General features: G+C 63.7%; 17 protein-coding genes and 1 tRNA gene. 7 read left to right on the top strand and 11 right to left on the bottom strand.

Annotated features, from left to right (window positions below; translation table 11 throughout):
- Nucleotides 1-29: 29 nt before the first annotated feature.
- A complete protein-coding gene (locus NDO55_RS08210; RefSeq protein WP_252114185.1) occupies nt 30-3,209 on the bottom strand; it encodes a TonB-dependent receptor in 3,180 nt (1,059 codons plus the stop codon).
- 260 nt (nt 3,210-3,469) lie between these two features.
- Here NDO55_RS08210 and NDO55_RS08215 point away from each other — a divergent pair, with 260 nt between their 5' ends.
- Nucleotides 3,470-4,969 (top strand): tryptophan halogenase family protein, encoded by a 1,500-nt coding sequence (locus tag NDO55_RS08215; protein ID WP_252114187.1) that lies wholly within the window; start codon nt 3,470-3,472, stop codon nt 4,967-4,969.
- 28 nt (nt 4,970-4,997) lie between these two features.
- Here NDO55_RS08215 and NDO55_RS08220 read toward each other — a convergent pair whose 3' ends face one another.
- Nucleotides 4,998-7,382 (bottom strand): glycoside hydrolase family 3 protein, encoded by a 2,385-nt coding sequence (locus tag NDO55_RS08220; RefSeq protein WP_252114189.1) that lies wholly within the window; start codon nt 7,380-7,382, stop codon nt 4,998-5,000.
- Between the two features lie 184 nt (nt 7,383-7,566).
- Between NDO55_RS08220 and NDO55_RS08225 the strand changes: the two genes are divergently transcribed.
- The 4 genes from NDO55_RS08225 to NDO55_RS08240 all read left to right on the top strand — a co-directional run bounded on the left by NDO55_RS08225 (nt 7,567) and on the right by NDO55_RS08240 (nt 12,464).
- Nucleotides 7,567-8,607 (top strand): LacI family DNA-binding transcriptional regulator, encoded by a 1,041-nt coding sequence (locus NDO55_RS08225; protein ID WP_252114191.1) that lies wholly within the window; start codon nt 7,567-7,569, stop codon nt 8,605-8,607.
- On the top strand, nt 8,604-9,818 hold the full coding sequence (locus tag NDO55_RS08230; RefSeq protein WP_252114193.1) for an MFS transporter: 1,215 nt from the start codon (nt 8,604-8,606) through the stop codon (nt 9,816-9,818). The genes NDO55_RS08225 and NDO55_RS08230 overlap by 4 nt, the downstream gene beginning before the upstream one ends.
- Nucleotides 9,819-9,960: 142 nt before the next feature.
- A complete protein-coding gene (locus NDO55_RS08235) occupies nt 9,961-11,391 on the top strand; it encodes a sugar MFS transporter (protein ID WP_252114195.1) in 1,431 nt (476 codons plus the stop codon).
- Between the two features lie 125 nt (nt 11,392-11,516).
- Complete coding sequence (locus NDO55_RS08240; protein ID WP_252114197.1) at nt 11,517-12,464, top strand: ketopantoate reductase family protein; 948 nt, start codon at nt 11,517-11,519, stop codon at nt 12,462-12,464.
- Here NDO55_RS08240 and NDO55_RS08245 read toward each other — a convergent pair.
- The 6 genes from NDO55_RS08245 to NDO55_RS08270 form a co-directional block, all read right to left on the bottom strand.
- Entirely contained in the window at nt 12,461-13,786 is a 1,326-nt protein-coding gene (locus NDO55_RS08245) for an ABC1 kinase family protein (protein WP_252114199.1), read from the bottom strand. The genes NDO55_RS08240 and NDO55_RS08245 overlap by 4 nt on opposite strands.
- Before the next feature lie 47 nt (nt 13,787-13,833).
- On the bottom strand, nt 13,834-14,307 hold the full coding sequence (locus NDO55_RS08250) for a DUF4126 domain-containing protein (protein WP_252114201.1): 474 nt from the start codon (nt 14,305-14,307) through the stop codon (nt 13,834-13,836).
- Complete coding sequence (gene fahA / locus NDO55_RS08255) at nt 14,304-15,599, bottom strand: fumarylacetoacetase (protein WP_252114202.1); 1,296 nt, start codon at nt 15,597-15,599, stop codon at nt 14,304-14,306. The genes NDO55_RS08250 and fahA overlap by 4 nt, the downstream gene beginning before the upstream one ends.
- Nucleotides 15,589-16,872 carry a homogentisate 1,2-dioxygenase gene (gene hmgA, locus NDO55_RS08260; RefSeq protein WP_252114204.1) on the bottom strand — a complete coding sequence of 428 codons (1,284 nt, stop codon included), beginning with the start codon at nt 16,870-16,872 and terminating at the stop codon, nt 15,589-15,591. The genes fahA and hmgA overlap by 11 nt, the downstream gene beginning before the upstream one ends.
- A 95-nt stretch (nt 16,873-16,967) precedes the next feature.
- The gene (locus tag NDO55_RS08265; protein WP_252114206.1) at nt 16,968-17,198 is read right to left on the bottom strand and encodes a hypothetical protein; all 231 of its coding nucleotides are present in this window, start codon (nt 17,196-17,198) and stop codon (nt 16,968-16,970) included.
- A gap of 11 nt (nt 17,199-17,209) precedes the next feature.
- Nucleotides 17,210-17,602 carry a DUF202 domain-containing protein gene (locus NDO55_RS08270; RefSeq protein ID WP_252114208.1) on the bottom strand — a complete coding sequence of 131 codons (393 nt, stop codon included), beginning with the start codon at nt 17,600-17,602 and terminating at the stop codon, nt 17,210-17,212.
- Nucleotides 17,603-17,678: 76 nt separating this feature from the next.
- On the opposite strand from NDO55_RS08270, the gene NDO55_RS08275 reads away from it, so the two are divergent.
- The gene (locus NDO55_RS08275; RefSeq protein WP_252114210.1) at nt 17,679-18,200 is read left to right on the top strand and encodes a hypothetical protein; all 522 of its coding nucleotides are present in this window, start codon (nt 17,679-17,681) and stop codon (nt 18,198-18,200) included.
- A 3-nt stretch (nt 18,201-18,203) separates the two neighbouring features.
- Here the strand turns inward: NDO55_RS08275 and NDO55_RS08280 are convergent.
- A tRNA-Thr gene (locus NDO55_RS08280) sits at nt 18,204-18,278 on the bottom strand.
- 68 nt (nt 18,279-18,346) lie between these two features.
- Between NDO55_RS08280 and NDO55_RS11990 the strand changes: the two genes are divergently transcribed.
- Entirely contained in the window at nt 18,347-18,475 is a 129-nt protein-coding gene (locus tag NDO55_RS11990) for a hypothetical protein (protein WP_279639212.1), read from the top strand.
- On the opposite strand, the gene NDO55_RS08285 is transcribed toward NDO55_RS11990, so the two are convergent.
- Nucleotides 18,472-20,262: an aminopeptidase P family protein gene (locus tag NDO55_RS08285; protein ID WP_252114212.1), complete on the bottom strand. Its 1,791-nt coding sequence runs from the start codon at nt 20,260-20,262 to the stop codon at nt 18,472-18,474. The genes NDO55_RS11990 and NDO55_RS08285 overlap by 4 nt on opposite strands.
- 88 nt (nt 20,263-20,350) lie before the next feature.
- A complete protein-coding gene (locus tag NDO55_RS08290) occupies nt 20,351-21,508 on the bottom strand; it encodes an energy transducer TonB (protein WP_252114214.1) in 1,158 nt (385 codons plus the stop codon).
- Nucleotides 21,509-21,510 lie beyond the last annotated feature (2 nt).

Consider the following 21,510-nt stretch of genomic DNA (forward strand, 5'->3'; position numbering starts at 1 on the left):
CGATAAGGGAGCAATATGTTGGCGTTCGACTAGAAGTCGAAGCGCAGGATCGCCGAGAAGCGACGGTCGGTACGGAAGGCCGAACGGCGCGACCGGGTGCCGTCGAAGTCGAGGACGTAGCTCGTCTCGATGACCTCGTCGAGCAGGTTCACGCCCTGCACGCCGAGCTTCACATTGTCGGTGATCGAGTAGAAGATCGACGCGTCGAGCTGGCCCGTGGCTTCGCCATAGATGGGCGAGAACGGGAAGATCACGTCGCGCGGGGTCTGCAGGAACTCGGAGCGCCAGTTATAGGCGGCACGAGCCGACAGCGGACCCTTTTCGTAGAACAGCACGGCGTTGACCGTATGCTCCGACACGCCCGGCAGCGGCAGGTTCGGGAAGACATCCCCGTCGCTACCAAAGTCGTTCGCATCGACATAGGTGTAGGTCAGCTGCGTCCCGAAACCGGAAAGGATGCCGGGCAGGAACTGGAACAGGTCCTGATAGGCGACTTCAACGCCCTGTAGACCTGCATCGCCCTGGTTGATCGTGCCGAACACGAGAACGTCGAGATCCTGAACCGAACCGATGTCGAATTGACGCGGCGCCGGGCCAAAGGTCAGCAGGTTAGAGAAGTCCTTCTTGAACGCCGACACGGTCAGCGAGCCGACATCGTCCCAATAATATTCGAACGAAAGGTCGTAATTCCACGATTCGATCGGACGAATGAGACGGTTACCCGTGGTGATCGCGAAGAGCGCACCGTCATTGAGCGTGCCTTCCTGCACCAGCGTGCGGGTATTGTCGGCGACGAAGCCACCGGTCCGGTAGGCGGCGAGGTCGGGGCGCGAAATACCCTTCGAGACCGCACCACGGATCAGCATGCCGTTACCGAAGTCGAGCTTCGCGTTGAAGCTCGGCAGCCAGTTGTCATAGACCACGTCGGTGCTGTCATCGACGATCTCGCCAGTCAGCGAGTTCACGAATTCCTGCAGACGCGCCGAAGACAATTCGCAATAGCCCGGACCGGTCTGACCGGTGGCGATGTTGGCGCAACGGTTAAGCGCGTCGGAAACCTCCGCGACCCCGTCACCATCACCACCGCGACCGCCTTCGATCTCGGCATCGATATATTCGGGGCCGATCAGCTGGAGTTCGCCGCGCGACTGCACAGTCGTTTCGACCCAGCGCACGCCGGCATTGGCTTCAAGCACGATGCCACTGTCGAACTCATGCTCGAAGTCGAGGCGACCATAGGCAGCCAGCGTGCTTTCGCCGACCTTCGAGATTTCACCATCGAGGAAGGTGCCATCGACAAGGCCTGCACGGCTGTAGATGAGCGGACGGCCTTCCGGCGAACGGGTGAAGTCCTTGATTGCCTGGAGGTCGGCCTCGATGTCGCCATTGACGTAGGGCGTCACGAGGTCGGCACCGCCATAATAATAGGCTGCGCCAACCGGAGCCGGCACTTCACCGTTCTGGAAGTTCTCACCGAACGGATCGTAGAGATTCGCCTGGTCGGGGAAATCGACGACATAGGCGCCGCCACCTGCGCCGAAGAAGCGACCCGGCTCGAGGCTGCCCCAGCTCCAGTCGCCCTGGCGGGTGGTCCAGGTGGAACCCAGGTTCGACCAGTTGGAGAAGTTGGCGCTACGCGTCGTGCGATCGCGCTCGGCCCAACGGGCGCCGAAGCGGGCCTGCTTGAGCGGACCCAGGTCGACATCGTATTCGAAATCGGCGCGGGTCGAGTAGAGTTCGCCTTCGTTGCGCACCTGGTTGTCGAGATGGAACCAGTAGAACACGCCTTCGGGGTCCGAAACGTTCTGGTTCGCACCCGAGCTACCCGGCTGCAGGAACTGCACGATCGGCGTATCGCCACGATTGTCGTAGAAGATATCCGCGAATGTGCGGTTGGCGAGGATGATGCCCTCTTCGGTACGATCCGAATTGATGTACTGCCACTCGAAGTTACCGCGCAGACGGTCGGTCAGCGAGAAATCGAGGTCGACCGAGAAATCCTCGGTCATTGCGTCGTCCTGACGCTGGAAGCGAAGCAGTTCCGTCGGGATACCCGGCGTGAGCACGCCCGGATTGTTCACATCGTCGGCGGTGAGCTGCGTCAGCGTCGCGGACACGACTTCGTTGCCGATGATGACCGGATTGGTGCCGTCCACGATGGTCGGGAAGTTGATGGCCTCGTTGACCTGGGCAAGGACAGCGAATTCGCTGAGGTTCGCCTCGGTCTCGGCGCGAAGATATTCGACAGTCGCAACGAGATTGCCGTTGGGGCTCTCCCACTGGCCGACCGCCGAATAGGCGCGGCGATCGCGTTCGAACTGCGTGGTGCGAACACCAGCGCCCTTGGGCGTGATCAGCGTCCCCGCGGGCGGGAAGCTGGCGTCATCGAAGCTGGCATTGTCGGGGTCATAACCCGCCGACGTCACCGGTGCGACGCGGAAGCAGGGACCGTCAAGCGTATCGTCGCGATAGCAAGGGTCGGTAATCTGCGAAGCGTCGGCGCGCGACTTCAGTTCCGACTGGGCATAACCGACCTGCAGGCCGAAGGTGCCCATGGAATCGCTGTCCCAGGTGTTCGAGGCGAGCACCGAGAAACCGGGCGACCATTCTTCGGCCAGCGAGCCGTAATTCGCCTCGATCGTGCCGGCGACCTTGAGGCCGGCATTATCGAGGGGCTTGCGGGTGACGAGATTGACGAGACCCGAAATGCCGCCTTCGACCATGTCGGCGGTCTGGTTTTTGTAGACTTCGACGCGGCCGAGAAGCTCGGGCGAGACGTCGTTGAAGCTCAGCGCGCGGCCACCATTGGCCGAGAAGATGTCGCGGCCGTTCAGTTCCGACCGGACATAGGGGAGGCCGCGGATGATGACGCCCGAACCTTCGACCGAGAAGCGGTCGGGGTCGTCGCGCTGTTCGAAGCGGCTGATGTTGACGCCGGGGACGCGCTGCAGCGATTCGGCGACCGAGCGGTCGGGAAGCGCGCCGATATCTTCGGCCGAGATGACGTCGACGAAGGTGTCGGCGTCGCGCTTGATGTCCTGCGCGGTGTTGAGGCTCTGGACGAAGCCGGTGATGAGGATCGTATCGTCTTCCTCGGTCACCGGGGCATCGGTGCCCTCTTCTTCATCTTCCGGCGGAGTCGTGTCCTGCGCGAAAGCGGGGGTCGCAAGACCCATGCAGATGGCGAGGGTCGATGCCGTACCGAGCATCTTCCACGACAGATTCGTTTCAAACTCTTTTGATTCGCGAGCCAAAGGTTCCTCCCCTGATGACTTGGCTATGTTGAGCATTGGAGCCTGACACTCCTATACAGGATTAGTTCTACCGCCTGCTGTGAACGCTCACAAGAAAAAGATGAGCGTTCACAATTCGCCGGAAACTCGCTAAAAAGCGGGCCTAAGGGGAGCGTGAGGCCGGACCGACTGTTGCGGTTGAGTGACAGGTAAATTTGGCGAGGATCGAAACGACAATGGGTATCAAGAGAATCGTGATCGTCGGCGGGGGCACTGCCGGCTGGATGACCGCGGCATCGCTGGCGCAGATGATGAAACTGCATCCGGGGCTCAAGATCACCCTCGTAGAATCCGAAGCGATCGGTACCGTTGGCGTCGGCGAAGCCACGATCCCGCCCTTCCTCGATTTCAACGAGCGACTCGGCATCGATGAAGCGGACCTGCTCTCCTCGGTCCAGGGCACCTTCAAGCTCGGCATCCATTTCGTGAACTGGGAGCGGCAGGGCGACAGCTATTTTCACCCGTTCGGCGGCTATGGCTATCCGATCGACGGTGTCGGCTTCCATCATGTCTGGATCAAGGCGCGCCGCGATGGCGATCCGCGACCTCTCCACCGCTTCAATGCGGAAACAATGGCGGCGATGCATCGCAAGTTTGCGAAGACCCCGCCCAACCAGCGCGGTGACCTGCCGCCCATCAACTATGCCTACCATCTCGATGCGACGGCCTATGCCAAATATCTGCGTGCCTATGCCGAAAAGCTCGGCGTCGTGCGCAAGGAAGGCCGGGTCGTCGACCATGCGCTGCATGGCGAGAGCGGCTTCGTGCGCTCGATCACCATGGATGACGGGACCGAGATCGAGGGCGACCTGTTCGTCGATTGTTCGGGCTTCCGCGGGCTACTGATCGAACAGGCGCTGGAAACGGGCTACGAGGATTGGACCCACTGGCTGCCCTGCGACCGCGCCGTGGCGATCCCCTCGGCGGGCGACAATACGGTCCTGCCCTATACCCGCGCGACCGCACATAGTGCCGGCTGGCAATGGCGCGTCCCGCTGCAGCGGCGAAACGGCAACGGCCATGTCTATTGCTCCAGCTTCATGGAGCAAGACGAGGCGACGCGCATCCTGCTAGAAAATATCGACGGCGAAGCGCAGGCCGACCCCAATCACCTTCGCTTCGTTACCGGGCGCCGCAAGAAATTCTGGAACAAGAATGTCGTGGCGATCGGCTTGGCCGCAGGCTTCATGGAGCCGCTCGAATCCACCTCGATCCACCTCATCAATACCGGCATCAACAAGCTCATGACGATCATGTCGATGGACGGCATTACCGAAACGCAGCAGGATACGTTCAACCGGCTCACGGGCACGGAATATAACCGCATCCGCGACTTCCTGATCCTGCACTATAACGCGACCAAGCGCGACGACAGCGAGTTCTGGAATTACGTCCGCACGATGGATGTGCCCGACACGCTCACCGAGAAGATCGAGATGTTCAAGGCTACCGGACACATCTTCCGCGAGGAAGACGAGCTATTCGTCGAAACGAGCTGGGTCGCCGTGATGATGGGCCAGGGGATCATGCCCGGTGGGCCACATGTCATGACGCCGTCGATGAATCAGGATGGCGTCGCGCGCGAGGTTGGCGAGATCGAGAAATCGATCGCCTATCTGGTCAACGAGATGCCGACGCACGACCAGTTCCTCGCAAGCTACTGCCCCGCCCGCTAGGCGGACGGGGCAGCGCTCTAAAGAAGGATCAGAACGAGCAGGCCGTATCTTCGGGCATGTTCTGCCGCGAGATGGCCGAGATTTGCATCGTGAAGGGTGCCTCGGAGCGGATGGTCAGTGCATCGCCCAGCTCGCCCGCACAGGCTTCGGTGATGACCATTTCGCGCCAGCCCTTGCCCGCCGCGACGGCGAGATCGGCCGTGATGTCGATGGCCTGTTCACCGACCATCAGCATCACGGTGTCGGCAGGCGCAGCGCCCACCTGATAGGCTATACGATAATCGCCATCGCCATCGGTGGCACTGGCAAGCCGGATCGCGGCGCCGGGACCGAAGTCGATCTGGCGCGCATCTTCCTGGCGATTACGATCGACCCCGCGCGCGACGATGCCGCTGGCTTCGCCGCGCAGGTTGGGAAGCTCGATGCCTTCGCCGACCGACGCGGTCACGTCCGCATCGAGGCGGCCGTTCACGAACCAGTCGGTCGCCGCCCCTTCGCCAAGATAGAAGCATTGCTCATCCAGCTCAGGCGTCGGCGTATGGTCGTCGAGGCTGCGCCCGTAGCCCAGCGGGAAGAGCGCGCCTTCGGGACCGTTCAAAGGATTGCCGTTGCACGAGGCCGGCCAGCTGAATGACAGCCGCCCGGTCGCGGGCTTCGAACCATAGACGATGTCGGCAATGCCAGCCCCTTCGCTACCCGGCAGCCAGGAGGCGATGAATGCGTCCGACGCATTCATTTCGCGGTTCATCCACATCGGTCGGCCCGACAGAAACAAGGCGACGGTCGGGATGCCCTCGGTGTCGAACTTCTTGAGGAGGTCGAGACCTTCCTCGTCCGCAAAGACCATCGTCTTCAGGTCGCCGGCAAATTCGGCATAGGGCTGCTCGCCGAAGACCACGACGGCGACGTCGGGCTTCGTGTTGTAGCTGCCATCTTCGGACAGCACCGCGCTGCCGCCACCGGCTTCGGCTGCGGCTTCCAGGCCCGCCCAGATCGACGTCGCGCCGGGGAAATAGTCATTGGTGAGCTCGCGCCCGCCTTGCCAGGTCAGCGTCCAGCCGCCCGAAGCCTGCGCGATCGAATCCGCCGCTGTGCCGGCGACCAGGATGTTGGCCGCCCCGTCAAGCGGAAGGATGCCGTCATTCTTTAGGATGACCTGGCTCTTGGCCACGGCATCGCGCGCGACCATGCGGTGCGGTGCGAAGCCCATCTTGTCGAAACGACCCGCATTGGCGCGATCGGACGGCTTGAGCATATTGTCGCCGAGGATGCCTGCGCGCAGCTTCACGCGCAGCACGCGGGCGACCGCATCGTCGACGCGGGCCATCGGGATCGTCCCGTCTTCGACCTGTGCGATCAGCGTTTCGGTAAGGCCCTTCCAGTCGTCGGGCACCATGTAGATGTCGAGACCGGCGAGCAGGGATTGCGGGCAATCGGTGACGGTGCAGCCAGCGACCTGCTGGTGACCGTTCCAGTCGCCGACAACCAGGCCGTCAAAACCCAGCTCCTCGCGCAGGACGCCGGTCAGCAACTCTTCATTGCCGTGCATCTTCTTGCCGTTGATCGAGTTGAAGCTCGCCATCACGGCCTGCACGCCGGCATCGATGGTGGCGGGATATGGAACGGCGTGGATCGCCTTCAATTCCTCGATATCGCCATTGACGTTGCCCTGGTCGACACCGCCCTCGGTGCCGCCATCGCCGAAGAAATGCTTGGCCGTCGCAATCACGCGGCCATAGCCGAGATAATCGTCATCGCCGGGCCTGCCCTGTAGGCCCTCGACCAGCGCCGCGCCCATCTTGGCGACGAGTTCGGGATCCTCGGAATAGCTTTCGTAGGTCCGGCCCCAGCGATCGTCGCGGGCGACCGCGACGGTGGGCGAGAAGTTCCAGTCGATCCCGGTAATCTCGATCTCGGTCGCCGTCGCCGCACCGATCAGGCGGACGAGGTCGACATCCCCCGTGGCGCCAAGGCCGATATTGTGCGGGAAGATGGTGGCGCCGATGACGTTGGTATGGCCGTGCACCGCATCGGTGCCCCACATGGTCGGGATGACCGGCTGGTCGCCCGGCAGCGGCCGGGTCGAGGCTTCGTACATCATGTCGGCATATTCGAGCCACTTTTCGGCAGGCGCGAACTCATCGCCGAACGGGCCGCCATTGCCGCCATTCAAATAGGAGCCGAAGCGATACTTCTCCATGTCCTCGGGCGTGAAGCTGTTGATCTGCGGCTGGATCAGCTGGCCGATCTTCTGCTCGAGCGTCATGCGCGAAATGAGATCGGCGACGATCGCATCCTCGCTCATCTCGGCGCTGGGCGCCTCGACGGTTGCGGGCGCATCGGCGGGCATGGTCGCGCAGCCGGCCAGTGCAACGGCCATGGCAAGCGCGGAAATCGATTGGGCGATTCGCATCTTGGGTGAAACTCCTCTCCTGTACCCCAAGGACGGCGCATCACCGCCCCCGGTTCCCCTCGGGCGCAAGAGTAGCGAATTTGTGATCGTTCACAAGGGTGTAGCGTGAACGTTCACATTTTACCGCTTTGCTGACATAATAGTCACTGTTATCAATGGCCAATTGGGGGAATTACCTAGGCCGATGAAAAAACAGGCAATCACGATCGAGGACGTCGCGCGGGCCGCGTCGGTCTCACGCCAGACGGTCAGTCGCGTCATCAACCGCATGCCGAGCGTTAGCGCCAAGGCGCGCGAGCGTGTCGAGTCGGCGATTGCCCAGCTCGGCTATTCGCCGAACCTTGCCGCCCGCCGCATGGGCGGGGCGCGCTCCTTCCTCATCATGGCGATCAACGATCGTGCCCGCACCATCGAAAATTGGGCCGCGGGGCGCGGCAACGACTGGGTCGACCAGATGCTCTATGGCGGCATGATGGCTTGCGAGGCGCGCGGCTATCACATGCTCTTCGAACTGGTCGACACCGACCAGGAGGAGGCCGTCCGCCAGGTCCGCCGCGTGCTCTCCAGTCTGCAACCCGACGGCATCATCCTGACCCAGCCGCATAGCCAGAATGCCGCGCTCGTCGAGATGCTAAAGGAACAGGGCAAACCCTACGCCCGCATCGACCTGCCCTCCGACAATATCGATGGCGTCTCGATCCACATGAACGAGGAATCCGCCGCAGAATCCGCGACCCGTTACCTCATCGGCCTCGGCCATGAGCGGATCGGCTTTCTTGCCGGAAGCGCCGAATATGCGGGCAGCCATTTCCGCAAGGATGGGTATCTCGAAGCGATGGACAGCGCCGGGCTCGAACCCCTGCTCGACAGCGCCGACTTCAGCTTCGACCGCGCCGCCGACATGGCGCGGCTATGGCTCGGCCGCCAGGCCCGGCCCACGGCGATCATTGCCGAGAATGACGAAATGGCCTTCGCCGTCCTGCACGTCGCCGACGAACTCGGGATCGAAGTGCCCAAGCATCTTTCGGTCATCAGCTTCGAGGATACGCCGGGCGTGCGCTTCTCGGTCCCGCCGCTCACCGCCATCCGCCAGCCTACTGCTGCAATGATCGCGCGGGCCTGCGAAATCCTGATGGATGCGGCCGAGGGTGAGGAATCGAATGACGAGACAGTCCTGCCCTTCCAGCTGATCAAGCGCGAGACGACTGGCCCCGCGCCGCGATGAACGCGTTCGAGCGACGCTTCGTCCTCGCCAATTTCGGCGCGTTCCTCGCTTTCCTGCCCCTGCTCGTCCTGCTGCTACCGCGGCGGGTCGAGGCCATCTCGCCGGATGCCCCGCTCATCCTCCTGTCGCAGCTACTGCTGGTCGGCGGCATCGCCGCGAGTATCGCCCATTACCTGGCCGGCGCCTGGAGCGATCGCTGGGTCGCGCGGCATGGCGAACGCCGCGGCCTGATCGCCATCGGGCTCACCGCCTTGATGGGCAGTTATGCATTACTTGCAGTCGCCGCGACGCCGGCTTTGCTCTTTGCAGCGATCATCACCTTCCAGCTCGCCTTCAACCTCATGTTTTCGCCGATGGGCGTGCTGCTCGCCGATTATGTGCCCGATGCGCGCAAGGGGCTGATGGCAGGCGCGCTCAACATGGCGCTCCCGCTCGCCGGCTTCGGGGTCACGGCGCTAGGCTGGATCAGCAGCGAGGATGCCGATTGGCCGTTCCTCCTGACCGCCTTCACGATCCTGCTGCTCGTCATGCCGCTGCTCATCGGCTGGCGACGCCATGCGCCAGCTTTCCAGGAAGCGAGCCAGCGCAACGAGGACGGCGGCTTGCCCGATCTCAGCCTGCTCACGGGCGACTATGCGCGCGCCTGGGTCGCCCGCCTGCTCGTCCAGCTCGGCGGCGCGAGCCTGCTTCCCTACCTCTTCCTTTATGTCGACAGCGTCGCGCGCGCGGCGCCGGGCTATGGCGGCAGCACGAGTAGCGCCGCGGTCGGCACCCTCACCCTCGTTGCCAATATCGTCGCCATCGGCGCGGGGCTGGCAGCGGGTCGCTGGAGCGATCGGATTGGCCGGCGCAAACTGCCGCTGGTGCTTGCCGCCCTGCTCGCCGCCGGTGCGCTGGCGCTGCTCGCTGCAGCGCCCGACTGGCGCCTCATCATCCTCGGCTATGCGCTGTTCACGGCGGGGCTAACGGCTTTCCTCTCGGTCGACAGCGCGATGGTCGCGCAGATCGTGTCGGGTCGCGAAAAACGAGGCGCCTTGCTCGGCCTCATGAACCTCACCAACACGCTGCCCGCGATCATCGCGCCGGCAATGGCGTTAGTCATTGCCGAGGCCGCTTTGGGCGGCGGCGTCCTGCGCACCCTGCTCGGCATCGCAGCGCTTGCAGCGGTCGCCTCGACCTTCCTCATCGCGCGCATCGAAAGCGTACGCTGAGCGGCTTCGCGAATTTTTCACTGGCCTGTGGTGCGCCAACTTCGCATAAAACGGGATGGACGTTCGCGATGTGATCGTTCACATTCGCCGATCTGGGTGGATGCCGGTCAGGGGCAAGCCACCATAATGGGGAGGTTTTTCTATGGTATCCGTTTCGCCCGACGCGGCAACGAGCACCGATCCGCGGCCGATCGTCGAGGACGATGGCGGCGTGAAGGCGCCGGGGCTCAACTATTTCGTCTTCGCGCTCTTCTTCATCTTCGGCGGGATCACGTCCTTGAACGACGTCATCATCCCCAAGCTGAAAGAGCTGTTCACGCTGAGCTACACCGAAGCCATGCTGGTGCAGTTCTGCTTCTTCACCGCCTACCTGCTAATCGGCATTCCGGGCGCCAAGCTCGTCAAGCGCATCGGCTATATGCGCGGAGCGACGGTGGGCCTCATCACCATGATGGCAGGCTGCCTTATGTTCATTCCGGCAAGCCAGACCGCGACCTATTGGGTCTTCCTGCTCGCGCTCTTCATCCTCGCCTCGGGCGTGGTCGTCGTGCAGGTCGTCGCCAACCCGCTGATCAGCCTTTTGGGGCCGCAAAAGACGGCGCATAGCCGCCTCACCTTCGCGCAGGCCTTCAACTCGCTGGGCACGACCGTCTTCCCGATCGTCGGTACGATCATCATCCTCGGCAGCCTTGCCACGGTGACCGCCGACCAACTGTCGGGCATCGAGCTCCAGGAATATCGCCAGGCCGAAAGCGCCGCCATCTGGAAGGGCTATCTCGGCCTTACCGTCCTGATCGGCATCGTCGCCGCCGCCGTCTGGGCGTTCCGCAATCGCTTGCCGCACGATGCCAAGAGCATGGGCGAGAACAAGCTCGTCTCGTGGAACCGCTATGTCATCGGCATCGCCATCGTCGTCATTGGCGGCGTGGTCGCGCTGAACGTCAGCCAGATCCTCGGCCTACTCATCATCATGGCAGCACCGGCGCTCTGGCTGTTCGACAACGACCTCCTGAAGCGCAAGCGCTTCGGCTACGGCGCCCTGAGCATCTTCCTCTACGTCGGTGCCGAGGTCGCGATCGGCTCGATCATCGTCAACTATCTGATGCAGGAAAGCGTGCTGAACCTGCCCGAGAGCGAAGCGGGCAAGCTCATCGCCGTCTATTGGGGCGGCGCCATGGTCGGCCGCTTCATCGGCTCGGGACTGCTGCGCATCTTCTCGCCCGGCAAGATCCTTGCCTTCAACTGCATCGGCGCAATCACGCTTATCGCCATCAGCATGATGTCGACAGGCGAAGTCGCGGCCTACTCGCTGCTGGCGGTCGGTCTCATGAACTCGATCATGTTCCCGACCATCTTCAGCCTCGCCTGCGAGAAGCTGGGTCCGCGCGCAGCCGACGGGTCGGGCATCATCAACATCGCCATCTTCGGCGGTGCGGTGGTCCCGGTCGTGTTCGGCATGGTGGCCGATGCCACCAGCCTGTCGAACGCGCTGGTCCTCCCGATCATCTGCTACGCGATCATCGCCGGCTTCGGTGTTTTCGCACGGCGACCTGCCGAGGCCTATGTCGACTAGGCACTAGGCCAAGCCAACGGACATGGGCGCCGGTCGGGGACACCCGCTGGCGCCCATTTCTTTTGCGGGAAAGGAACCCCGATACGGGGCACGTCGCTTGAGCCAAAAGAGGCAAGCGGAAGACCATGAAGAAACCCACTTATATCGGCGTTATCGGCGCGGGCTCGATCGGCTGCTGGCTTGGCGGCCGATTGAAGGCCGCCGGTCACGAAGTCGCGATCCTGCGCGAAGAAGAGCGGATCAAGGCGCCGCACGAAAACCTCGTCATCAAGGAAGGCGAGGAAGAGGAGCGGGTCCAGGTCCCGGTGCTCTCCGCGCTCGACCCCAAGCCCGACATCCTGCTGGTCGCGGTCAAGGCGATGTTCCTGCCCGACGTAGCGCCGCTGATCGCCGCCAATATGAGCGAGGAGACGTTGGTCCTGCCGCTGCAAAATGGCGTCCCCTATTGGTTCATGAAGGACGAGACCATCGTCGATGTCGACCCCGTTGGATCGGTCCGCACAGCAATCCCCCGCGACCAGACGATCGGCACCGTGGTCCATGCCGCAGTCAGCCGCCAGGGCGACTGGATCAATGTGAAAAAGGCCGACACGTTGCTGCTGGGCGAAGTCGACGGTGGCACCAGCGAGCGCGTCGCCGCACTGACCGCGCTGTTCCGCGATGCCGGTGTGCCGTCCGAAGAGGATGAGGATATCCGCCGCGCCATCTGGTACAAGATTTGGGGCAATCTCACGATGAACCCGCTCTCCGCGCTCACCCGCGAGACGATGGACCGGCTGCTCGCCGACGAGCAATTGCTGGTGCTGGTGCGCGGCGCGATGGAAGAGCTGCGCGAAGTTGGCGCTGCGATCGGTTGCCCGATCGAACAGAGCGTCGACGACCGGCTCGACGTTGCGCGTACGCTGGGCGTGTTCAAGACCAGCATGCTGCAGGATCTGGAGGCAGGCCGTCCGCTCGAATGGAAGGCATTGGTCGCCGCCCCACGCGCTATCGCCAAGTCGAAAGGCATCGACACGCCCTTCATCGATTCGATCCTGGGATTGATCCGGCTGCTCGACCGCAGCCTCGCCTAGGCGAGCGCCGCCTCGACCATCGGGCGCACTTCGACCTTCGCCTTGAGATTGGCGGCAAGCAATGCCGTACCCGAAATCTTGCGCTGGACGAACAGGGTTTCGGCCGGCGGCAAGTGCCAGGCGGCGCGATCCTCGGCGATCTGCATGCCATGATCGCGCAGCACCTGGACGAACCCACGGTCGCCGAAATCGAAGGGTCCGTCGCGTCCGAACTCCTCGATCACCACGTCGGTCATCCGCTCGACCATCGGGCGGTGCCGGTCGACCGCTGCCTGCCCGACGAAGCCTGCATCCAACGCCGCGTCGATGACGCCGTCCCGGTCGCCCTTGCCGAGCGCCGTGAGGATACGCCGGTATCCGTCCACAACCGCCGGATCGACCGGGCGCGCCGCGCCGAAATCCAACAGGACCAGTTTGCCGCTGTCGGGCTGAAATCGATAATTGGCGAAATTGGGATCGGTCTGCATGACGCCGAATTCGAATAACTCGCGCAGCACCAGTTCGATGAGCTCGGCCATGACGCGATCGCGCAATTCTTGCGTTTCGTCCGCCAACTGCTCGATCGGTACGCCCGGCACGAAGGTCATGGCGAGGATGTTGGGCGTGGTGAATTCCTCCACCAGCTCGGGCAGCACGTAACGTGCATCGCCGTCCAGCCGCTCGGCATAGGCCATCATCTGCGCACCCTCACGCACGTAATCGGCTTCCTCGGCCAGCTGCTCCTTCGCCGCCGCCAGCAGCGGCGCGATATCGAGTTCCTTGGGCAGCAGGCCCGAGACGCGCAGCAGCGTCGCGACATTGTCGACATCGCTGTCGATCGACTTGGCGACGCCCGGATACTGGATCTTGATCGCCAACTCGCGCCCATCAGGGAGGATGGCGCGGTGTACCTGCCCGATCGAAGCCGCGGCCATCGGCGTCGGCTCAAACCTTTTGAAGCGCTTGCGCCAATCCGGACCCCATTCGGCCTTGAGCAGCGTGTTCAGTTGTTGGGGCGGCATGCGATGCGCCTGGTCGCGCAAGCGAGCAAGGATCTGCGCCAGTTCTGGCGGCAGCATGTCGCCCGCGTCCATCGAGATCATCTGACCGAGCTTCATCGCCGCACCGCGCAGGTGCGACAGGCGCTCGGTAACCTTGGCGACATTGCCAGGGGTGAGCATGAGGTCGCGTGCCTTGAGCCCCTCGCCCCGCGCCAGCCGCCGTGCGCCCTCGCCGACCATCCCGCCAACGACGCCGAGGCCGAGGCGAGTAAACTGTCCCACACGCGCGGCCCGCCCCGAGGGGACAGCACGTTCACGTGGGCGTTCGGTTTCGTCGGCCATGCGCTCTAGATGGGGATCGACACCAAAAGGCCAACCCCGCCTTAGGGCTACGCCTGCACTGCGAGGAAGATGAGGAGGACGGTACCGCCGATTACGACAGCGTCCTCGATCAGAGCGGCCGGCAAGTCCTTGCCCCATTTCTTGGCGAGGCGGAGGCGAAGCGGCAATGTCGCATAGGTGCCAATCAAAGCGCCGACCGCACCGAGCCCGGCACCGACAAGGCCGACGGCGGGATCTGCCGCACCGAGCGCAAGCGCCGCCCCGGCAACCGCCCCCATCACCACGCGACCAATCACAGCTGGCACCCAGGTCCGCGAGCGGTCGGTATGCTTGTCACCATAGAGTTCGCCCAAGGCGACTAATGTCAGGATCGCCGCCGGCGCCGCCGCCCCGAGCCAGCCGAGCCCCGTCCCGGCAATATCGAGCCACCCAAACGCCGCACTCCACGCGACAAGTGCGATCGGCGCAAAGGTTCGCGGGCCGTTGAGGAAACCGATGAGGAAAGCGAGGGCCAGGGTCATGCGCGCGCCGCCATCACGCGGCCGGTGCAGCTGCCCAGCGCGATGCTGGCTGCGCCATCGGCGTCGCAACGCGCGACCAGCGTCACTTCATCGCCATCCTCGAGGAAGGTGCGCGTTTCGCCATTGGGGAGCGTGATCGGTTTCTTGCCGCCGTCGGACAGTTCGAGCAGCGAGCCGTAGCCTGCTTCTTCCGACGTCGAGAGCGTACCGGTGCCGATCAGGTCGCCCGGCTGGAGATTACAGCCGTTGGACGCGTGATGCGTCACGATCTGTGCCGCCGACCAGTACATGGCGCTTGCCGCCTCGCCCTTCGACAGGACATGCGGGGCCTCGCCCGCCTCGCGCATCTTCGCGGTCAGCAAATGGACTTCGAGATGGATGCCGAGCGCGGCCTTGCTGGGCCCGCCCTTCAGATAATCGAGCGGTTCGGGATCGTTTGTCGGACGCGCCGGCATTTCCTGCATGAAGGGTGCGAGCGCCTGCGGCGTGATCACCCAAGGGCTCACGGTGGTGAGGAAGCTCTTGGCGAGAAACGGACCCAGCGGCTGATATTCCCACGCCTGCAGGTCGCGAGCCGACCAGTCGTTCAAGAGGCAATAGCCGGCAATATGCTGCTCCGCCTCGCCCAGCGGAATGGGGTCGCCGAGCGCGTTGCCCTCACCCACCCAGATGCCCATTTCGAGCTCGTAATCGAGCCGCGACGATGGGCCGACATTGGGGGCGGCGCCCTCTTCGGCCGGGCGCTTCTGCCCCTTGGGGCGGATCACCGGATGGCCGGACACGCGCACCGAACTGGCGCGGCCATGATAGCCGATCGGGACATATTTGTAGTTGGGCAACAGCGGATTGTCGGGGCGGAACAGCTTGCCGACATTGGTCGCGTGATGGATGCCGACATAGAAATCGGTGTAGTCGCCAGGCAGCGCGGGCATCTGCATCTCGACCGCGTCCATCGCCACGAGATGCGGCTCGACTTCGGCACGATGGCTCTCGCTGGTCAGCAGCAGGCTCAGCCGCTCGCGCAGGCCCTGCATCGCGTCGGCACCTAGCGCGAAGAAGGCATTGAGCATCGGCTGCTGCAGTGCATCGGCCCAATCCTCGTCGAGCAAGTCGGTGCGGCCAAGCCCGTCCAGGTCGACAATATGATCGCCGATCGCCGTACCGATCCGCGGCGTCCCGTCCTCGCCCGCAAACACGCCCAGCGGCAGGTTCTGGACCGGCCAGTCGGGATGGCCGTCAGCGCCCTCCACCCAGCTGATCAGGTTCGTGTCGTGGGTCGCGTCAATCTGCATCGGGCACCTTTGCTTTGGGGAAGCCCTGCCAGGCCTCGTCATAATCATGTTGCGCGCGCTGGAGCGCGAAATCGGTGGGCTTGTAGGGCCAGCACGTCTCGACCATGAAGGCCAAGGTGCCGTCGATCTTATGCGGCTGGAGCTCGGCTTCGCTGGCCTTGCGCCATGTTTCGACGTCGGGGCCGTGGCCGCTCATCACATTGTGCAGGCTGAGCCCACCCGGAGTGAAGCCGTCGGCCTTGGCGTCATATTCGCCGTGGATGAGGCCCATCGCCTCGCTCATGACGTTGCGGTGGAACCAGGGCGGCCGGAACGTGTCCTCGGCAACCATCCAGCGCGGCGGGAAGATGACGAAGTCGGCATTGGCGCGGCCCGGCACATCGCTCGGGCTCGTCAGCACCGTGAAGATACTGGGATCGGGATGGTCGAAGCTGACCGTACCCAACGTGTTGAAGCGGGTGAGGTCGTAGCGACAGGGCGCGTAATTGCCGTGCCAGGCGACCACATCGAGCGGCGAACGGTCGATCGTCGCGGCCCACAGATGCCCGCCATTCTTCTGGATGAGCTCATGGTCGCCCTCGACATCCTCGAAGGCCGCAGCGGGCGTCTCGAAGTCTCGCGGATTGGCAAGGCCATTGGCACCGATGGGGCCGAGATCGGGCAGACGGAAAGGCGCGCCGTAATTTTCGGCGACATAGCCGCCCGCGCCGCCCTCGGGCACTTCGACGCGGAAGCGCACGCCGCGCGGGACGATGGCGATATGGCCGGGCGGCACGTCGAGCCGGCCCATTTCGGTGAACAGATGCAAGGCGCCGCGCTGCGGCAGGAACAGCAATTCGCCATCGGCGCTCATGAAGCTGCGGTGCGTCATCGAGACATCGGCGCGGTAGCAATGCAGCGCGACGCCCTCGAGGTCGGCGGGATCGCGCGTCGCCAGCATGGTCACCAGCCCGTCGACGAAATCATTGCCGACCGGAAGCTCGGGCGGATCCCAGCGGAGCCGATTGGGCGCGAGCGGCTTGTCGCTACCCTTCGCCCCGACCATTTGGTTGCCGCGATAGGCTTCGTAAGGCGGGTGATCGGCGGTGGGGCGCATCCGGTAGAGCCAGCTGCGACGGTTCTCGCTGCGCGGCATGGTGAAGGCGCTGCCCGACAATTGTTCGGCGTAGAGGCCGAAAGCGGGCCGCTGCGGACTATTGCGCCCGATCGGCAGCGCGCCGGCGACTGCCTCGGTCTCGTGCATACCGCCAAAGCCGGTCAGATAGTCGGTCATGGCTGGCTCCCTCCTGCTTGGATTGCGGATTGGCCCCTCTGCCCCGCACTGTCAACGCGTGTGCTGCACCTTGGGCGACGCTGCCTTGATGCCGATCAATCCTTTTCGGGAGCAGCTGGCGCCTGCCTGGCCAGATCGGCAGGAGAACGCGCCTCGCCAGGCACTTCCTCGGGCACCGAAACGGTGATCTGCGGCGTGCCGATGCCAAGCTCGTTGCGGAAGATGAAGATGAGCGCGATGAGCAGCAGGAAGGTGAGGACGATCATCACGATCCCCGTGCCGCCGGGGCGGTAATCATCGTCGATACGGTCGGTTTCTTCGGACATGGTGACAAGCCCTACTCGAAAAAGAGCCAGATGCCGACACCCACGATAACGGCACCGACCGAAATCCCGCCGGCGACCAGTTCCATGCCCTTCGTATTGGGCGAATCCACCCAATTGGAGCTCATGCGCTGAATCGCGCCGCACATGCGCCGCTTGGCCGACTGTACGACGATGATGGCGAGGATCATGAAGAAGGTCGCCATCAGCTTGGGCACCCATGACGGCTCGAACTGGCCGAACAAGGCGCGCAGGCCGAGCCCGAGGCCGATCAGGCCCATGCCCGATCCCATCCAGCTCGCCATGGTGCGTTCGACCGCCATGATGGTGCGGTCCTCGGCAAGGTCGGTACGGTCTTCAGCCAGTTCCTGGCTGTCGCGGCCGTGATTGTCGGTTTCGCCTACCATTCGGCTTTTCTCCACATCTTCCGGCAACGGAACGGTCGAGGGTCTCGCTTCGTTGCATGGCGCAAAAGAGGGAAAAATGATGCCGTCAGGGTTTTGGAATTATTTCGCTTTTGCGTTCTTCGTCGCGCTTGGCGCTGGCGCATGGTTTGCCGTGGGTGCCATCTACAGCAGCGCGCAAGCCTACCAGCTGATCGAGGCGCTGACCGAATCCGGTCTCTATCTCGCGTCGACCGGTGCCGGTGCGTCAGCCACCATTCTCGCGTTGATGCTCACCCTGCTCGGGATGATCAACCGGGTCGATGCGATCGACTTCGACGACGGGCTTTCGGTGCTGGTCAAGCGCATCTCCAAATTCGCAACCCTGGCGTTGATGCTCAGCCTCCTACTCCTGCTGCTGATGGTGTTTCCCATCGGCGAATATAAGGAAATCCCGCAGAAATGGTTCGGCTGGCTCTTCAACATCATGTTCACCATGACAGTGCTGGTCCTCGCCAGCCTCGCGATGACCGTCACGAGCCTCTACCAGACGATCATGACCGTCATCAGCGGCTTTCGCTCGGTGGCGAACCCGGAAGAGGAAGTCGAAAATGGCGGCTGAGGATGGTGCTGCCGGAGAGATTTGAACTCTCGACCTCTCCCTTACCAAGGGAGTGCTCTACCCCTGAGCTACGGCAGCATCGCTTTTGGAGTGCGCGGCCCTATCGCCACTGGATGCCGATCTGTCAAGCGAGTAGCATGACTTTCATGAGCGAATCCAAAGACGACAAGGCCAAGCGCCTCGCCGATGCGCTGCGCGCCAACCTGCGGCGACGCAAGGCGCAGGCCAAGGAAACGAACCCGGCACCTGAAAAGTCGAGCGATTCGCGCGACTAAAGCGGCGCGCACTGGGCCTTGAGCCAGTCGAGCTCCTCGCCCTCCAGCTGGCCGCCAATCTTCTCGACAACCTGCGCGTGATACTCGTCGACCCACTGGCGTTCGGCGGGCGAAAGCATGTCGACGTCGATGAGGCGGCAATCGAGCGGCGCGAAGGTGAGCGTCTCGAAGCCGAGCACCTTGCGACCCTCGACCTCATGCTCGACGACGAGCACGAGATTCTCGATCCGCATGCCGTACTCGCCCTCCTTGTAGAAGCCGGGTTCGTTGGAGAGGATCATACCGGCCTTGAGCGGCTCGTCAGAGCCCGCATAGGCACCGCCAGGGGGCGAGATGCGCTGCGGGCCTTCATGCACCGCGAGGAAGGCGCCGACGCCATGGCCGGTGCCATGCGCGAAGTCCTCGCCGATTTCCCAGAGGTACTGGCGCGCGAAGCTGTCGAGGCGCCCACCCGAAATGCCTTCGGGGAAGCGGGCGCGGGCAATCGCGATGTGGCCCTTCAGGACGCGCGTATAGCGGTCGATCATCTCGGCGGTCGGCGTGCCGACGATGACCGTGCGCGTGATGTCGGTCGTGCCATCGAGATACTGCCCGCCCGAATCCACGAGGTAGATCGAGTTCATCTCGAGCGGGTGGTTCGAGGCCTCGGTCACGCGATAATGCGGCAGCGCGCCATTGGCACCAGCACCCGAAATGGTATCGAAACTGAGGTCGCGCAGCTCGCCCGTCTCCTTGCGCAGCTCGTATAGCTTGGCGGCAACGCTGAGCTCGTCCTGCCCGCCCTTGGGCGCTTCTTCTTCGAGCCATTTGAGGAAACGGCTGATGACCGCGCCGTCGCGTTCCTGCGCGGCGCGGTGACCGGCGACTTCGGCTTCGTTCTTGATCGCCTTGGGCAGCACGGCGGGATCGCGGCGCGACAGGATGCGAGCACCGCCAGCTTCCAGCGCCTGCTCGATCGCCGCGACAGAACGCTCGGGATCGACCGCGACCAGCTTGCCCGAATAATCGGACTTCAAATGCGCTTCGAAGTCGGCACGTTCGTGGATGCGGACCGCGTCGCCAAGATGGTTGCGGAGCGCGTCGTCGACCTTGTCGCCCTCGATGAAGAGGTCGGCGGTGGCGTCCGATTGGACGATCAGGAAGGCCAAGGCGACCGGCGTATGGACAATGTCCGCACCGCGCACGTTCAGGACCCAGGCGATGCTGTCCAGCGCGGCGATCACGGTGGCATCGGCCTTTTCGCCCTTCAGCCAGTCGGCAATCTCGTCGCGCTTGGAGGCGCTCGATCGACCGGCGAGATTTTCCGAATAGGGTTCGAGATGCGCCTTGCTGGGCTCGGGCTTGCCGACCCAGACCGCATCGATCGGATTGCGCTCGACGGCCACCAGTTCGGCATTGCGCGCGGCAAGGCTCTTTGTCGCTTGTTTCACCCATGCCTTGGTGTGGAGCCAGGGATCATAGCCGATCCGCCCGCCTTCGGGCGCATGTTCCTGGAGCCAGGCGGCAATGCTGGTCTGCGGGACGTCTTCATAGGCAAACAGATCACCATCGACCTGGTTGCGCACCTGGATGGTGTAGCGCCCGTCGGTGAAGATGGCGGCTTCTTCCGGAAGCACCGCAGCGGCACCCGCCGACCCGTCGAACCCCGTCAGCCAGGCCAGCCGCTGCGCATAGCTGCCGACATATTCGCTCATATGTTCGTCGGTCAGGGGCACGACGAAGCCGTCGAGATTGTCGGTCTTCAGCTGCGCGCGCAGCGCATCGAGGCGGTCCTTGTGGGTCGACATGGTCGATCCTCCATCTTCAATTGTTCAAACTTGCCCCTCCCACATGGTCGGGATGGCGCATTTCTCAAGCCCGCGGCACGGCAGGGCGTTACTGGTCGTCGACGCCGTCCGCGAAATAGCGATAATAGCCCGCCATCGGGAAACCGAACAAGTCGCGGCGCGCGACCATCATGTCGGGGTGCGAGGACAGGACCCGGCAAGCCGCGAGATCGCCGGCATCTGTGCCCGAACTTTGCATCACGAAACAGCTCGACACCTGGCCATTTTCGCGAATGCCGCCGCGCACGGCGATCCGTTCCCAATCGCCGCCGGCTGCCTCGACTTCGGCTGCAGCAAGCGCGAGGCCCTGCTCACTGGGCCGCCCGATCCGATAGCCGTCCTGCGACTGCGTGAGGAATTGCGGGCCGTCCTCGCCGGGCAGCGCAATCAGCATGGCGTAGCGATGCCATGCCCAGCGCGTTTCGGGCTGGATGCCCGTCGCTTCGCGCACCTCATCGCAAGCGGCCTCGTCGAAGCGGCGGCTGCCCGAGGGGCGAACGACGCGGCAGGACAACGTCCCGGCCTCGTCGAGATAGGCGGCAAGCCCCGCCCAGCCCTTTTCATCTTCGGCAACGGTCTCGGGCGCCACGCCCTGCGCGAGATCGAGACCTTCGATCTGCAATTTCGTGCCGCTGCTACGTGGTAGCCATTCGATCGTCGCCAGCGTCGGCGGCGGCGGTGCGGGCGGCGCGGGGCTGATGAAGTAGCTGACATAGCCATTTTCCTCGCGCTCGCTCCATGGGCGGCGATAGGCGAATCCGATCGACATCCGAGCGGTCGAGGCGACACGCTCACCACCCTCGGTCAGCGCCGGCATCCATGGGCTCGACTGCATCAATTCCCCGCAGGCAATGTCGGCAATGTCCTGCGCGGACATCTCCCCGGCCCGCTTTGCCTGGCTTTCGGGATCGAGCGCGCAGGACAGCGTTCCATCCGCCGCAATATCGAGCAGCAGGTCGAAGCCCCCCGTATTGTGCAGTTTGCGGGTCAGCTGCATCGTCACCAGCGGCCCGTCTTCGTCGAACAGGTCGTAGATCGTCTTGTCGGCGACCGCACGGCGGATCCAGTTTTCGGGAATGCGCGGGTAGCGCGCGTCGCTGCCACGCTCCACATGGCCGAGCGATACGAGGACGACCGGCTTGCGCCCGTCATCGGCGGCGGGCTGCGCGGCCAGCGAGGCTGCCACCAGCGAGACGATTGAAATCATGG

Origin of the sequence: Sphingomicrobium sediminis (assembly GCF_023805295.1) — a bacterium.
Taxonomy (GTDB): domain Bacteria; phylum Pseudomonadota; class Alphaproteobacteria; order Sphingomonadales; family Sphingomonadaceae; genus Sphingomicrobium; species Sphingomicrobium sediminis.

What these genes read in the sequence shown, in the direction of transcription:
- NDO55_RS08250 (WP_252114201.1), bottom strand. Translation starts at nt 14,307, where the DNA reads ATGACCCTGGCCCTCGCTTTCCTCATCGGTTTCCTCAACGGCCCGCGA.
- NDO55_RS08265 (WP_252114206.1), bottom strand. Translation starts at nt 17,198, where the DNA reads ATGTCCGAAGAAACCGACCGTATCGACGATGATTACCGCCCCGGCGGC.
- NDO55_RS08270 (WP_252114208.1), bottom strand. Translation starts at nt 17,602, where the DNA reads ATGGTAGGCGAAACCGACAATCACGGCCGCGACAGCCAGGAACTGGCT.
- NDO55_RS08235 (WP_252114195.1), top strand. Translation starts at nt 9,961, where the DNA reads ATGGTATCCGTTTCGCCCGACGCGGCAACGAGCACCGATCCGCGGCCG.
- NDO55_RS08285 (WP_252114212.1), bottom strand. Translation starts at nt 20,262, where the DNA reads ATGTCGACCCACAAGGACCGCCTCGATGCGCTGCGCGCGCAGCTGAAG.
- NDO55_RS08215 (WP_252114187.1), top strand. Translation starts at nt 3,470, where the DNA reads ATGGGTATCAAGAGAATCGTGATCGTCGGCGGGGGCACTGCCGGCTGG.
- NDO55_RS11990 (WP_279639212.1), top strand. Translation starts at nt 18,347, where the DNA reads ATGAGCGAATCCAAAGACGACAAGGCCAAGCGCCTCGCCGATGCGCTG.
- NDO55_RS08275 (WP_252114210.1), top strand. Translation starts at nt 17,679, where the DNA reads ATGATGCCGTCAGGGTTTTGGAATTATTTCGCTTTTGCGTTCTTCGTC.
- NDO55_RS08245 (WP_252114199.1), bottom strand. Translation starts at nt 13,786, where the DNA reads ATGGCCGACGAAACCGAACGCCCACGTGAACGTGCTGTCCCCTCGGGG.
- NDO55_RS08230 (WP_252114193.1), top strand. Translation starts at nt 8,604, where the DNA reads ATGAACGCGTTCGAGCGACGCTTCGTCCTCGCCAATTTCGGCGCGTTC.
- hmgA (WP_252114204.1), bottom strand. Translation starts at nt 16,872, where the DNA reads ATGACCGACTATCTGACCGGCTTTGGCGGTATGCACGAGACCGAGGCA.
- NDO55_RS08210 (WP_252114185.1), bottom strand. Translation starts at nt 3,209, where the DNA reads ATGCTCGGTACGGCATCGACCCTCGCCATCTGCATGGGTCTTGCGACC.
- NDO55_RS08225 (WP_252114191.1), top strand. Translation starts at nt 7,567, where the DNA reads ATGAAAAAACAGGCAATCACGATCGAGGACGTCGCGCGGGCCGCGTCG.
- NDO55_RS08220 (WP_252114189.1), bottom strand. Translation starts at nt 7,382, where the DNA reads ATGCGAATCGCCCAATCGATTTCCGCGCTTGCCATGGCCGTTGCACTG.
- fahA (WP_252114202.1), bottom strand. Translation starts at nt 15,599, where the DNA reads ATGCAGATTGACGCGACCCACGACACGAACCTGATCAGCTGGGTGGAG.
- NDO55_RS08290 (WP_252114214.1), bottom strand. Translation starts at nt 21,508, where the DNA reads ATGATTTCAATCGTCTCGCTGGTGGCAGCCTCGCTGGCCGCGCAGCCC.
- NDO55_RS08240 (WP_252114197.1), top strand. Translation starts at nt 11,517, where the DNA reads ATGAAGAAACCCACTTATATCGGCGTTATCGGCGCGGGCTCGATCGGC.